The 12730-nt window shown below is 58.8% G+C and carries 10 protein-coding genes; 7 read left to right on the top strand and 3 right to left on the bottom strand.

The genetic code is table 11. The annotated features are described in order from the left end of the window. Window positions 1-12: 12 nt before the first annotated feature. Window positions 13-1506, bottom strand: coding sequence for a PAS domain S-box protein (locus BMY73_RS04260; RefSeq protein ID WP_062382174.1), 1494 nt, complete (start codon window positions 1504-1506; stop codon window positions 13-15). Between the two features lie 278 nt (window positions 1507-1784). Between BMY73_RS04260 and BMY73_RS04255 the strand changes: the two genes are divergently transcribed. The 3 genes from BMY73_RS04255 (at window position 1785) to BMY73_RS04240 (ending at window position 6852) form a co-directional block, all read left to right on the top strand. Further along, on the top strand, window positions 1785-2777 hold the full coding sequence (locus tag BMY73_RS04255) for a hypothetical protein (RefSeq protein WP_092405253.1): 993 nt from the start codon (window positions 1785-1787) through the stop codon (window positions 2775-2777). Between the two features lie 761 nt (window positions 2778-3538). Continuing rightward, a complete protein-coding gene (locus BMY73_RS04245) occupies window positions 3539-4327 on the top strand; it encodes an EAL domain-containing protein (RefSeq protein ID WP_092405251.1) in 789 nt (262 codons plus the stop codon). Window positions 4328-4404: 77 nt separating this feature from the next. After that, window positions 4405-6852, top strand: a complete 2448-nt coding sequence (locus BMY73_RS04240; protein ID WP_092405249.1) for a PAS domain-containing protein — start codon at window positions 4405-4407, stop codon at window positions 6850-6852. A gap of 33 nt (window positions 6853-6885) precedes the next feature. Here the strand turns inward: BMY73_RS04240 and BMY73_RS04235 are convergent, their stop codons facing one another. Beyond that, the gene (locus BMY73_RS04235; RefSeq protein ID WP_092405247.1) at window positions 6886-7068 is read right to left on the bottom strand and encodes a hypothetical protein; all 183 of its coding nucleotides are present in this window, start codon (window positions 7066-7068) and stop codon (window positions 6886-6888) included. 263 nt (window positions 7069-7331) lie between these two features. Between BMY73_RS04235 and BMY73_RS04230 the strand changes: the two genes are divergently transcribed. From BMY73_RS04230 to BMY73_RS04215, 4 genes are all read left to right on the top strand, one after another. After that, window positions 7332-7844 carry an acyloxyacyl hydrolase gene (locus BMY73_RS04230; RefSeq protein ID WP_062382169.1) on the top strand — a complete coding sequence of 171 codons (513 nt, stop codon included), beginning with the start codon at window positions 7332-7334 and terminating at the stop codon, window positions 7842-7844. 162 nt (window positions 7845-8006) lie between these two features. Continuing rightward, entirely contained in the window at window positions 8007-8321 is a 315-nt protein-coding gene (locus tag BMY73_RS04225; RefSeq protein ID WP_092405245.1) for a hypothetical protein, read from the top strand. Between the two features lie 159 nt (window positions 8322-8480). Beyond that, window positions 8481-9869 carry an ATPase domain-containing protein gene (locus BMY73_RS04220; protein WP_092405243.1) on the top strand — a complete coding sequence of 463 codons (1389 nt, stop codon included), beginning with the start codon at window positions 8481-8483 and terminating at the stop codon, window positions 9867-9869. 83 nt (window positions 9870-9952) lie between these two features. After that, complete coding sequence (locus BMY73_RS04215; protein ID WP_092405241.1) at window positions 9953-10315, top strand: response regulator; 363 nt, start codon at window positions 9953-9955, stop codon at window positions 10313-10315. 181 nt (window positions 10316-10496) lie between these two features. On the opposite strand, the gene BMY73_RS04210 is transcribed toward BMY73_RS04215, so the two are convergent. After that, on the bottom strand, window positions 10497-12620 hold the full coding sequence (locus tag BMY73_RS04210; RefSeq protein WP_092405239.1) for a TonB-dependent siderophore receptor: 2124 nt from the start codon (window positions 12618-12620) through the stop codon (window positions 10497-10499). Between the last annotated feature and the right edge of the window lie 110 nt (window positions 12621-12730).

Raw genomic sequence — 12730 nt, 5'->3', positions numbered from 1 at the left:
TTGCATCAGGGACTAGCGCTTGCCTGAGCCCTGCCCCGCGAAGAGGTGGCGTTCACGGGCCCAGACGATGGCTTCAGCCCGGCTGTGGACATCGAGCTTGGAATACACGGTGGCGACGTGGTTACGGATCGTGTTGAGCGCCAGGTTCAAGCGTGCAGCGATTTCCTTGTCCGCGAGCCCCTCGCAGATCAGGCCCAACACGTCACGCTCGCGGGCCGTCAGATCGGTGAAGGATGCGGTGGGCAGATTCCGGCCATTGACGCGTTTGGCGTTGGCCAGCTTTTCGATCAGCGTCTGGCTGAACCAGGAGGCATCCTTCATCACCGTCTCGATGGCCTCCACCAGTTCCAGCTCGGACCGCTTGCGCTCGGTGATGTCCATGAACACGAACAGGTAACAGGCCGCGTCCTGAATGGTCACCGTGTCGGCTGCCAGGACACAGTGCATGATCTCGCCGCTTTTTTTGCGGACCTTGAAATCCATGCCCTCGATACGCCCGCTCTTTTCAAGCATATCGAACAGCTGCACCGCGTCTTTGCCGTTATCGAGGAAGTCCATCTCGGCAACAGTTTTGCCGATCATCTCCAGGGTGGTGAAACCCAGTGTGGAGAAAAATGCCTCGTTGGCGTCGACGATCTGCTGACGGTCCGCCGTACAAACCATGATCGGAACCGGCGTTAACTTGAATGTCTTGGCAAACCGGTCTTCGCTCTGACGCAGCGCCGTCTCGGCCTTGCGCCTGGCTTCAAGGTCAATGAACGAAAATAACATGCAGTCTTCTTCGTTCATGTCCAGAGGCTGTCCCGCGACAATGACCAGCTTGGTGCCACCCTCGGGCATTTTCAGCTCGGCCTGCATCTGAGGAATGGTCGCGCCAGCGTTCAGGCGCTCGATGGCAAGGTCTTTGCGCTCTGCATTTTCCAACACGTCGACCTCGTAGACAGAACGGCCGATCACGTTTTCCCTGGAATGCCCGGTCATTTCCAGAAAGCCCTGATTGACCTTGATGAAGCGCAGATCGCTCAGACGGCAGATGACAGCCGGGGCCGGGTTGGCGTTGAAGGTTTTTTCGAAACGCTGTTCGGCACTCGCCCATTCGGTGGCGTCGGCCATGATCAAAACCAGGGATTCCGGCTCGCCGCTGCTGTCTGCCAGGACCATGCTGCGTACGCGATGGACGCGGCTGCGATCTTCTTCGTCCCCGACTCGACTGACCTCCACGAGCACATCGCTGAATTCCTCACCGGCCGCCGCCCGGCTGATCGGGTACTGATCCGGATCCAGCGGATGGTTGTTGCGATAGCGCAGCGCAAAGCGTTCCCGGTAGGCGCTGCCGTCCGCACCCAGCTCACTCACTTCATCCACACCGTGCATCCGCAGCGCAGCTTCGTTGGCCCAGATGATGGTCTGATCGACCTCGACCAGAATGACCCCATCCGACAACCCGGAAATAATGTGCTGCAACTGACGACGGTTGGTTTCTCGGGCAAGCACGGCATCTGTCATGTCATCTCCTGGATCGGTGGGCGAATGCTGTCCCTCGACCGTCGGGGCACAGCAAACCATCGGACTCGCCAGTGCAAGCTTAGTGCAGCGCCGCCCGGAAACGTCGGTGCGAATGCACCAGTGCAACCCGTGCAAATGCGTCATCACACGCCTACCCGCCCTGCGCAGACTGATACCACGTACCCCGTCGCACAAGACGAGACGAATTGAGCCGCCTTGATGACGGTTCGTATCACGCACGCAGGTCGTGCGCTGCCATTGCACAAGAGGAATCGCTTATGACTTCGACATACGCTGCCCCCGCTACCCTTCATGCGGCATCCCCGTTCAGGGTTTCGTGGAGCTCAGTCTTCGCGGGGGCGTCCATTACCCTGATCACCTACCTGGTACTGAGCGTACTCGGGACCGCCATCGGCGCAGGCGCGATCAATCCGCTGGCGCAGGGCAATCCGCTGCAAGGGTTCGGAACCGGAGCAGGTGTATGGCTGTTCGTGAGCACATTGGTCGCCATCGGTGTCGGTGCCTGGGTCTCGGGCCGTACGGCGCCGGATCGCGGCGGTCTGCACGGTCTGCTGAGCTGGACCATCAGCACCCTGCTCACCACCTGGCTGCTGGCATCGCTCGCGGGCTCATTGATGGGAACCGCTGGCAACATCGCGGGCAAGGGACTTTCACTGGCTGCCGATGGCGTGGCCGCCGCAGCGCCCGGGGTTGGGCAGACGATCAAGCAACAGCTGGACAAGAACGGCATCAGCCTGGATTGGGACAGCCTGAAATCAGAACTGGACACCACGCTCAAGCAGTCCGGCAAGCAGGCGCTTGACCCCGCCACACTCGATCAGAAGGCCGACGCTGCCGGGGAAGATGGCAAGCAGGCGGCAACTCAAGCGTCCACTGATCCGACGCAAGCCGGCGATCAGCTAAAGCAGTGGTTCGAGCGGATTCAGAAAGCGGGCGAGCCTGCCCTCAATGCAGCGGACAAAGAAGCGCTGGTCAACATCGTTGCGGCCCGTACCGGTAAAAGCACGGCTGAAGCCCAGCAGATCGTGGACAACTATGCCCGTGCCTATCAAGAGGCTGCCGCCAAAGTGAACCAGCTCAAACAGCAGGCTGAGCAACAGGCACGCGAGGCTGCGGATGTTGCGGCCAAACAGGTCTCCAAGGCGGCCTGGGGTACGTTCTTCATGCTGCTGCTGGGTGGCGCGGTGAGCTTCTTCAGCGCGCGTTACGCGCTTCGTTCGCGCCCACAATTGCTGGTCGCTACTGACTGACCGATCCCCCCTTACACACGCGCTCAGTCCGGTACGAATCTTTTCGTACCGGACTTCGTGATTTCAGGAGAGGCCCATTAATACGCTGGGGCTACATGACGGCAAGCGCCCTGCGCGGCGGTAATCAGGTCATAAAGGATAGATGGCGGCACGGCTCGGGATCTCACTTGCCAGGCACAGGTTTGCCTTTTTCGGAGACCGCACCAAAGGAAAGCAGCCGTTACCGACAGACGCCGTCAGCTTGACCCAGGCGGTATGCCGTCTTTGTTGAAGTCTTTCAGACGTTCTCTCTCCTGTTCGGTCGAGTGGGCAGGAACATCCTCTTTAGGCGCCTCTTTTTTTCTTCGGTCATGGTCACGTCCTCTGATGGGTATCTGATTTGGGCATCTGACTGACCAAACGGTTCAGGCGAATATCCTTCAAGGCGGTGCTGATCGCGCCGGGCCAGTCAGGATTCGCGGCCAGGAGGCCCTTGATCGGTCCGCCCTCCTCGGCCGGCGGGTCGTCACGCCACTGAAACGCAACCCCTTTCTACCGGACGCAATCGCTTGACGAGGTAAACGTTCCTGCCGATCAACCGACCATCGTCCCGTCGATCAGCGTCATGCAAGTCCAAGTGATCGAAATCAATCGCCGCCTGTCCCAGTAGAACCCGCTTCATCAAAGCGGTGGAAAAGGTTCTAATGCCTGCTTCCGGGACTCTGCAAATCACCGGGAAGCATCATGAGGTACGCATTCCTATCGCCTACGGAGCAGCACGCATGACCCAGCGCATCCCCACCTCTGAGTTCAAGTCTGTTGGATGCGCTGAATGCCGCAATGCTGACGGACTGGGCTTTGACTTCACCATGGCTTTTCAGCCGATCTTCAATGTCAAAACCGGCGCCGCCTACGCTTACGAGGCGTTGGTGCGCGGGATCAACGGAGAATCGGCTGCCAGCATTCTGGGTCGCGTGAACGACAGCAACCGTTATCGGTTCGACCAGTCTTGCCGGGTCAAGGCCATTGAGCTGGCCGCAGGACTCGGACTGTTGGCGATCCCTGACTGCAAGCTCAGTATCAACTTTTTACCCAATGCGGTTTACAGGGCCGAGACCTGTGTTCGCGCAACGCTGGAAGCCGCTCGCCTTTTTGAGTTTCCGGTCGGGCGCCTGATGTTTGAAGTCACCGAAGGTGAGCGTGTGGACGATCCGCAACACCTGAAAGCGATTTTCGAGGAGTACCAGCGTCAAGGCTTTACAACGGCCATCGATGACTTCGGGTCCGGCTATTCCGGACTTAATTTTCTGGCGATGTTCCAACCGAACGTCTTGAAAATCGACATGGCGCTGACGCGCGGCATCGATCGGGATCCTGCACGCCAGGCGATCCTGGAAGGCATCGTTCTGGTGGCCGACCGACTGAACATTACGGTGATCGCCGAGGGAATTGAAACGCAGGATGAATGCGAAACCCTGTTGCAGATGGGCGTCGAGTTGATGCAGGGCTATCTCTTCGCCCGGCCAACGATCGGAAGACTGGTGGGGATGTCGCCGTATCCGCAACCGTAAAACGGGTCACCCGCTGCCGGAAAGTCCCCTGATCACGCCCCGTTTCTGCATCACGTACCGAATTCCAGGAGTTCGCCATGCCATCCATTGATCTGAATTTGCTGGGTGGACGTTATTCCCCCGTGGCGCTCATCGAGCGTGAGAGAAAGGTCCTGGGACAGATCGCCGCCGGCATGCCGCTTGCGCAAGTGCTCAATGATCTGCTGCTCGCCATTGAAGCGCAAAGTCGCGATATGAAAGCGTCGGTGCTGTTGCTGAGCAAAGACGGTCAGTACATGCTTCACGGCGCAGCCCCCAGTCTGCCTGCCCCCTACAACGAAGCCATCCACGGCATCGCCATCGGCGAGGGCATCGGCTCATGCGGTACCGCCGCTGCGCGTGGTGCTGCCGTTTATGTCGACGATATCGTCACCAGCCCGCTGTGGCGGGGATACGCGGACCTCGCGACTGCTCATGGGCTGCGGGCGTGCTGGTCCACGCCATTAAAGGCAGCGGACGGGAAGACGCTTGGCACCTTCGCCGCTTACTACGGCGAACCCCGCACGCCAACCGACGCCGATATTGAAGCCATCGCCGTCATCGCCCAGACCGCTGCGCTCGCCATTGAACGGCATCGCTCGGATCAGCGACTGCGCCAGAGCCAGGACGAGCTGCGCGATCTCAACAACTACCTTGAGCGCAAGGTCAATGAGCGGGCCACAGAGCGAAGCCGTACCTGGCTGCTCAGCAATGACCTGCTGTCCGTCATCAATGCCCACGGAATCATCGAGGCATCCAACCCTGCCTGGACGATCGCACTGGGGTGGTCGCCAGAAGAGTTGCACACGACATTTCTGTCCTTCGTCCATCCGGACGATGTGCCTGACAGTGAGGCTGTATTCAGCCAGGCGGCACAAGGCCGCCCGGTTTCTCGTTTTGAGAATCGCATCCGTCATCGCAACGGAAAGTACCGCTGGGTGGCGTGGGTGGCGGTGCTCGAGGACGGGAAGATTTATTGCAGCGGACGCGACATCACCCGCGAAAAAGATCAGGCGAACAATCTGGCGATCCGCACCCGTGAGCGTGACCGGGCATGGGGACTTTCTCAGGAACTTCTGGTCATTGCCTCGCCCAACGGCACGCTGGATGAAGTCAACGGGCGCTGGACCGAACAGTTGGGGTGGTCTGAAAGCGAGCTGGTCGGTACCACGTTTCCGGACTACACACACCCGGACGACCTGGCGGGCGCACTGGCCGCATTCACCACCATATTCGAGACACCGCTGACCGTTCCCTATGAGTACCGACTGCGCCATAAGGACGGTTCGTACAAATGGTTCAGCTGGACAGGGACCTTCGAGGACGGCCGGGTGTACGCCGCAGGGCGGCACGTGACCAAGGAAAGAGAACAGGCAGAGGCCCTGCGCCAGTCCCAGAAGATGGAAGCCTTCGGGCAACTCACCGGCGGCGTCGCCCATGACTTCAACAATCTGCTGACGGTGATCCGGTCTTCCACCGATCTGTTGATGCGGCCGAAACTGACCGAAGAGCGGCGGCTGCGGTACGTGACCGCCATTTCAGAAACGGTTGATCGCGCCGCCCGGCTCACCGGGCAGTTGCTCGCCTTCGCGCGCAGACAAGCCCTTCAACCCGAAGTCTTTAGCGCCTGTGAAAACGTCGATGCGATCAGTGGGATGATGAGAACACTGAGCGGCTCGCGAATCGAAACGGTTATCCAGCTCGCTGAGCGCCCTTGCTGCGTGAACGCCGATCAAAGCCAGTTTGATACCGCGCTGGTCAACATGGTCGCCAACGCCCGGGATGCAATGAAGGGGGAAGGCAGGCTTACCATCACCGTGCGACCCGTGGAGTCGGTGCCCTCCATCCGGCTTCATCCCCCCTCGAGCGGGTCATTCGTTGCCATCTCGATCTCGGACACCGGCGCGGGCATACCGGCGACGGAGCTTGAGCACATTTTCGAACCGTTCTTCACCACCAAAAACGTCGGTGAAGGGACGGGACTGGGTCTGAGTCAGGTGTTTGGCTTCGCCAAACAGTCGGGTGGCGAGATTGCAGTGACCAGTGAGGTAGGAAAAGGCACCACGTTCACCCTTTATCTTCCGCGAGTCAGTGAAGACGGCTGGCGCTCAAAACCGACGTTCCCGGATACGCCCCTGGAAGAGGGTCACGGCACCTGCGTACTGGTCGTCGAAGACAACCGCGATGTCGGCATCTCCGCGGTGCAGGCATTGACCGAGCTAGGCTACAAGACTGTGCTCAGCACCAGTGTTCATGAGGCCATGACCGAACTTGAGTGCGCCACCCAACCGTTCGACGTGGTTTTTTCCGACGTCGTCATGCCCGGTATGACGGGAATCGAATTTGCTTACGAACTGCAGACGCGTTACCCGGAGCTCCCGGTGGTGCTGACGTCCGGCTACAGCCATGTACTCGCTGACAAAGGCTGCGATGGCTTCGAACTGCTGCACAAACCCTATTCCCTGGACCAGTTGTCCAGGGCGTTGAGAAAGGTAGTCAGAAAATGAAGCGTGTTTCCAGCAAACGTCAGCTCCCCTGCATCACCTGCTGTCGTCTTTCGCTTCCTCGCTGAGCTCGACGACAAGCTTTGCAGCGTCTACCTCGTTTTCCCGGCAATGGGTGCTGCCGTCGACGTCGGTCACTTTAAAGATCGTCTGATCTTCGCCGCGACGTAACGCTTCGGGCACTTCAATCCCTTCCAGCTTCTTCACAGTAACGGCCATGAGCATTCTCCGTATTGCCCGTATGCCGCTGGCATACCGGGTCTGAATGTAAAACTCGGATCTCAACGGCGTACCGCCGTTCACTTTTTCGTCTGGTTGCCGGACGGGTAATCGGGGGACTTCGACACATGGTGAGGGCGACAATCGCAGCCGTCATTTTTCCCTCAAAAAAAATTGAACCATTCTGATGGCGATCTGCCCTACCCCAAGGCGCGGCGTCGCCCGCATCCCCAACCTCATCAAGATATAGCCTCATGAAAAATATGAAAAAGATCCTGATCGCTGCATTGTGTCTGTCCGGTTTCACGCTGAATGCACACGCTGCCGATATCTCCGGCGCGCTGGGTGCCACCAGCCAGGGGGGACTCACCGCCCGAGTGGGCCTGGGTTTCGATTGGGACAAAAGCTGGATGGAAAGCTCGACAGGCAAACTGACGGGTTATTGGGATCTGGGGTACACCTATTGGGAGGCCGGCGATGAAGCAGGTGGCCGTCATTCCCTGTCCTTCGCCCCCGTGTTCGTTTACGAATTCGGAAGCGGTCACATCAAGCCGTACGTGGAAGCCGGGATTGGCGTAGCGATGTTTTCGGGCACGACGGCGGGCGATCAAAAATTCGGTTCGGCCTTTAACTTCGAAGACCGCCTTGGCGCTGGCATCAAGATTGGCGACACGCAAAAGGTAGGGCTGCGGGTCACCCATTACTCCAACGCAGGCATCAAGGAACCGAACGACGGCATCGAGTCCTACGCGCTGGTCTACAGCCACTCGATCTGACACGAAAGCGTGAGCCGATAAACATCAGGGTTATCGAAACAGGGTGGCGGCTCTCCCGGATGCCACCCTTGTGGAGCGTTTGCGTAACGGTGATCCGAGTTGCGGAACCAACATTTTCAGCGTTGTGTCAGAACTTTAACTATCCGTTTGACGAGCAAAGATATGACCGAGTGGTACAGCAAATCATTGGGACACGGGGCATCGGTCTACCATCGTTTGAAAATCCTGGACGAGCTACGGTTGTTGCTGTGCCCTGTCGACGAATGCCCTTATCGTCTGATGCTTGATGCTGCCACCGCCGAAACGTTCGTCTATTTCCCGGCTGAGCAGGCCGAGATTGCGCTGGCCTTCGGTGCGCTGGCCTGCCCTCCTCCGGATGAAAACGCAGACCGCCTTGTCGACCTGCAATACCGCCCTGTGATCATCACTGACAACACCCGCGAACTGCTGCAACCAACGCCGCTAAGCCCCTCTTAAACACGCCGACGACTCCATCCGTTCGACCAGTCGCGCCTCGAAAAGATGGCTGGCGGACGTCCGCGCTTTGGATAGAATAGCTGTCCGCAACAACCAGCAGCATCAGCCCCACCCCGTACACCTGTCGTGTTGCTGGCTGAATCAGTAGAGGACTGAGACGTGGAACAGTTAAAACGCCTGAAAAGCGGCATCGAGGGCCTTGATACCCTGTTGAAGGGCGGATTGGTGGCAGGGGCTTCCTACATCGTTCAAGGTCGCCCTGGCTCAGGAAAAACGATTCTTGCGAATCAGATCGGCTTCAACCATGTGCGCAGCGGTGCGAATGTCCTCTTCGCCACCTTGCTCGCAGAGCCTCACGATCGGCTTTTCCAGTTTCTGTCGACGCTCAGCTTTTTCGACAAAAGTCAGATCGGGGGAAAAATCCAGTTCGTCAGCGCGTTTGACACCCTGGAAAACGAAGGTCTGGATGAAGTGGTCAAGCTGCTGCGTCGGGAAATCAGCCGGCAGAAGTCCACGCTGATGATCCTGGACGGCCTCTTGAATGCCCGATCACAAGCCGAATTGCCTATCGATACCAAGAAGTTCATTTCCGAACTTCAAGGCCACGCCGCCTTTGCCGGCTGCACGGTCATCTTCCTGACAAGCTCGCAACTGGACGATGGCAGCCCCGAGCACACCATGGTCGATGGCGTCATCGAAATGGGTGAAGAGGCCTTTGGCCCCAGAACCGTTCGCCGCATGCGGCTTCGCAAAACCCGCGGCAGTGGTTCGCTACCAGGCGCCCACGAGTTTGAAATCACAGACAACGGGATCGATGTGTATCCCCGACTCGAAAGCGTACTGAGCTGCGCCTCGGTGGTTGACCTCACGTCAATCACACCGGTCAGCAGCGGCATCGACTCGCTGGACCCACAGATCGGCGGAGGCCTCGTAGGCTCCTCGGTGACCTTGCTGACAGGCCCGTCCGGGGCAGGGAAAACCTCCATCGGGCTACATTTTTTAAGCAAATGTACGCCGGAGGAGCCTGGGCTGTTATTTGGGTTCTTCGAGTCGCCACAGCGGCTCAGGGTCAAGGCCAACGCGTTCGGTTTCGACCTTGAGGCCATGCAGAACAGCGGGGCCTTGCACGTCATATGGAACCCCACCACGCCGGGCCTGATCGACAAGCTGGGCTACGACTTGCTCAAGGTTGTCCAGGAGAGAGGAATCAAGCGGGTTTTCATCGACAGCCTCAGCGGGATGGGCCGGGTCGCGGCGGACAAAAGCCGAATCCATGACCTGCTTGCCGCACTGATGGCGGAGCTGCGCACCCGGGGGGTCACGACCATGGCGTCGTGGGAAACTCAAACGCTGCTGGGCAGCGAGATCGATGCACCCGCTTCGGATCTCTCCAGCATCGTGGACAATCTGCTCCTCATCCGATTCGCACGAAAAGGTTCTGAACTTAAACGCGAGCTTTTTATTCTGAAAATCAGGGACAGTGCCTACGACCCTTCTTTGCTGGAGGTGGCTATAGGTGATTTCGGGGTAGCCGTGAATAAGGTCTGACTCATGCACATGTCAAGAACAACCCAGCGAGTCTGGCTTGCGCGTCCAGGCGCATTTGACAGGCTCCGACGAGCGCACCAGTCATGACGACCATTCTCATCGTCGATGACGAGTACCTGATCGCCGACATTTTAAGCTTTGCGCTCGAGGACGAGGGATACATGACCGTCACCGCAGGGAGCGGAAAGAAAGCGCTGGAGATTCTGGACAGGGAGCGCCCGGACCTGATCATTACTGACTTCATGATGCCTGGCATGACCGGTATCGAGTTTGCGGACGCGGTGAGAAGCAAGGAGCTTCATGCTTCCACGCCGATCATGCTCATGAGCGGAGCGCAAGCCTATCTCGGGGTGGCGCGCCCGGATCTCTTCATCGAGGTTCTGGATAAGCCATTCGATATCGACACAGTGGTCGAAAAGATCAAAGCACTGGTGGCCAGCACCTGATCGGCCTTTTCTACCTGGCGCTTACGCAATAAGGATGTTTAACAGCGTCGTGTCAGGCATCCGCGGCACTGCAGGATCAGGCCGTCAACAGCGTCTCCTCCCGTCCAGGCCGCGCCGATCCTACCGTCGGCGCCTGCATGGGGTCAGGACGAAGCCCCTGACCCCATGCAGGCCCTTGGCATCAAAACGTCACACTGGCCGTGATTCGGGCGGTTCTCAACGCACCCTCTTCCACCTGAAGCGTGCTGCTGCCCGTGGTCGACGGGTAGTACTCCTTGTTGAACAAGTTGTCGACGTTCAGTTGCAGGCTGGTTTTGTAGTCGTGCACCGGCAGGTCCCAACGGACAAATGCATCCGCGACGGTATAGCTGTCGAGCCAGAAACTGTTGGCATCGTCCCCCGGACGCTGACCGACGTAGCGAGCACCGCCGCCGACGTGCCATTTGCCCGTGTCAGCCGGCAGCGCGAGATGGTGAGTCAGGTACAGGCTGGCGGTGTGCATGGGCGCATTGGGCAGCCGATTGCTTTCCTGCTCGGGCGACTCTTCGTTCTTCAACACCTCCGTATGGTCGTACGCATAGGTGCCGATCAGGCTCCAGTTCTCGGCGATCTCACCGGTCACATCCAGCTCGACGCCACGCGAACGCGCTTTACCCACCGCTTCGTCAATGCTGTCACCATTGCTTTGTAGCACGCTGTTCACAAGGTTCTTTTTGACGATGTCATACAGCGCCAGATTCACGTTGAGTCGCTCGACCGGCGTGTATTTAATCCCCGCCTCGTAGCTGCGTCCTTCGGTGGGTTTGAAGCTGTTGCCTGCATCATCAGCATCGTTGGGCACGAATGAACGGCTGTAGTTGGCGTACAACGCCACCGTTTCCGTCGGTTGATAGACAATCCCGCCAAAAGGAATGAATTTATCCCCGTTGGAATCTGCACCAGGCGCATAGGCTCTGCCCAGCCCTTGATCGCTGTACTGGTCCCAGTGTTCCTGACGACCGCCAAACACCAGAATCCAGCGATCGTTGAGGTGCCAGTTGTCCTTGAAGTACACCGAGGTCGTCACGAGGTTGTTCCGCGCATTGCTCTGCGCGGCGCTGACGGTCGCAGGTTCGGCAAGGTTGCCGTAGACGGGATTCTGAATGTTGAGGTTGCCGGCCGGGGTGCTGCTATTGCGGTAGGTTTTGCCACGGTATTTATCCAGCGACTCGTTGTCCGCACCGACCGTGATCTCATGCCGTTGACCGAAGATCTGCTGGTCGCCCAGAAAATCCAGCGCGGTATAGCGGCTTTCGTAATCGTAATGGCCGCCGTTGGCGATCCGCCGCAACGTGTTGCCGTTCAATGTGCTGGGCTGCGCGATGGCGAGGCTGTAGCGGTCCTCGGTCCAGCCATAGGTCAGGCGGCTGCGCCAGTCGTCGTTGAGCTGATACTCGAACTTGGCGGTCGTGCTCTGGCTGATCCCCTCGGACTTCGCCCACCGCTCATCCAGTCGATCGCGGTAGCTGATGTTCGCCGGGTGTCCATTGACAAACACCGTTCCGCGATCAAAGGGGCTGGCGTAGTCGTTGTAGGTGTAGGCCAGCGAGAAACTCGCGCGCTCACCCACCCAGGTCACCGACGGCGCAATCAGCGTATGCTCGTCCACGCCGTAATTACGCCAGTAGTCTTCGTGGCTGCGCTCGGCGATCAGGCGATAGGCCAGTCCGGTATCGCCCATCGGGCCGGTCGTGTCGACGCCAAACGTCCCGCCTCCCTCGCTGTAGCCCGATCCGGTCAGCGTCGTGCTGCGGGTGAACTGCGGCTGTTTACTGATCACGTTAATCAGCCCGCCAGGCTCAAGCGCGCCGTACATCAGCGACGCGGGCCCCTTCAGCACTTCCACATGGTCGGTGGTGGCGCCCAGGTTATGGCCGATGGCCGAACGGACGCCGTCACGCAAGATGGAGTTATCGTCGTTGCTGCCGAAACCGCGCTTGACCACCGCATCCTTGCTACCGCCCAGGGTGTTGGTCTGCGTGACACCGCTGACAAAACGCATCGCATCGTTGAGGTCTTTCACCTGATAGTCATTGAGCGTTTGCGCAGTAACGGTGTTGACGGTCTGTGCTTCGTCGCGGTTCTGAGTCGTTCCTCTGCTCGCGGTACTGCTGTCGGTCCGGGTGTAGCTGCTGGAGTCGCCACTGGCGTCATAGGTGGACTCAATGGTGCTGGCCGGAAGCTCGGTCACCGGTTGGTCCGCCATCGCCAGACACGGCAGTGCAGAACACAGAAGGAGTGAAGCATTGGTGCGGTTGAGCAGCATGACCACGTAAGTGACTCCGTAGAGAATAGCAAAAGAGAATTATTCCTATCTCACCTTACACGGGTCGAAACGCCATTTACCTCACCGGTTTCCAAAAATATTTTTTGCGT

This window comes from Pseudomonas sp. NFACC02, from assembly GCF_900110765.1.
Classification (GTDB): domain Bacteria; phylum Pseudomonadota; class Gammaproteobacteria; order Pseudomonadales; family Pseudomonadaceae; genus Aquipseudomonas.
This window is presented reverse-complemented; position numbering and strand designations above follow the sequence as displayed.

Bases quoted from the DNA above. Each gene is read 5' to 3' on its own strand.
- BMY73_RS04260 (WP_062382174.1), bottom strand. From the start codon at position 1,506: ATGACAGATGCCGTGCTTGCCCGAGAAACCAACCGTCGTCAGTTGCAG.
- BMY73_RS04255 (WP_092405253.1), top strand. From the start codon at position 1,785: ATGACTTCGACATACGCTGCCCCCGCTACCCTTCATGCGGCATCCCCG.
- BMY73_RS04245 (WP_092405251.1), top strand. From the start codon at position 3,539: ATGACCCAGCGCATCCCCACCTCTGAGTTCAAGTCTGTTGGATGCGCT.
- BMY73_RS04240 (WP_092405249.1), top strand. From the start codon at position 4,405: ATGCCATCCATTGATCTGAATTTGCTGGGTGGACGTTATTCCCCCGTG.
- BMY73_RS04235 (WP_092405247.1), bottom strand. From the start codon at position 7,068: ATGGCCGTTACTGTGAAGAAGCTGGAAGGGATTGAAGTGCCCGAAGCG.
- BMY73_RS04230 (WP_062382169.1), top strand. From the start codon at position 7,332: ATGAAAAAGATCCTGATCGCTGCATTGTGTCTGTCCGGTTTCACGCTG.
- BMY73_RS04225 (WP_092405245.1), top strand. From the start codon at position 8,007: ATGACCGAGTGGTACAGCAAATCATTGGGACACGGGGCATCGGTCTAC.
- BMY73_RS04215 (WP_092405241.1), top strand. From the start codon at position 9,953: ATGACGACCATTCTCATCGTCGATGACGAGTACCTGATCGCCGACATT.
- BMY73_RS04210 (WP_092405239.1), bottom strand. From the start codon at position 12,620: ATGCTGCTCAACCGCACCAATGCTTCACTCCTTCTGTGTTCTGCACTG.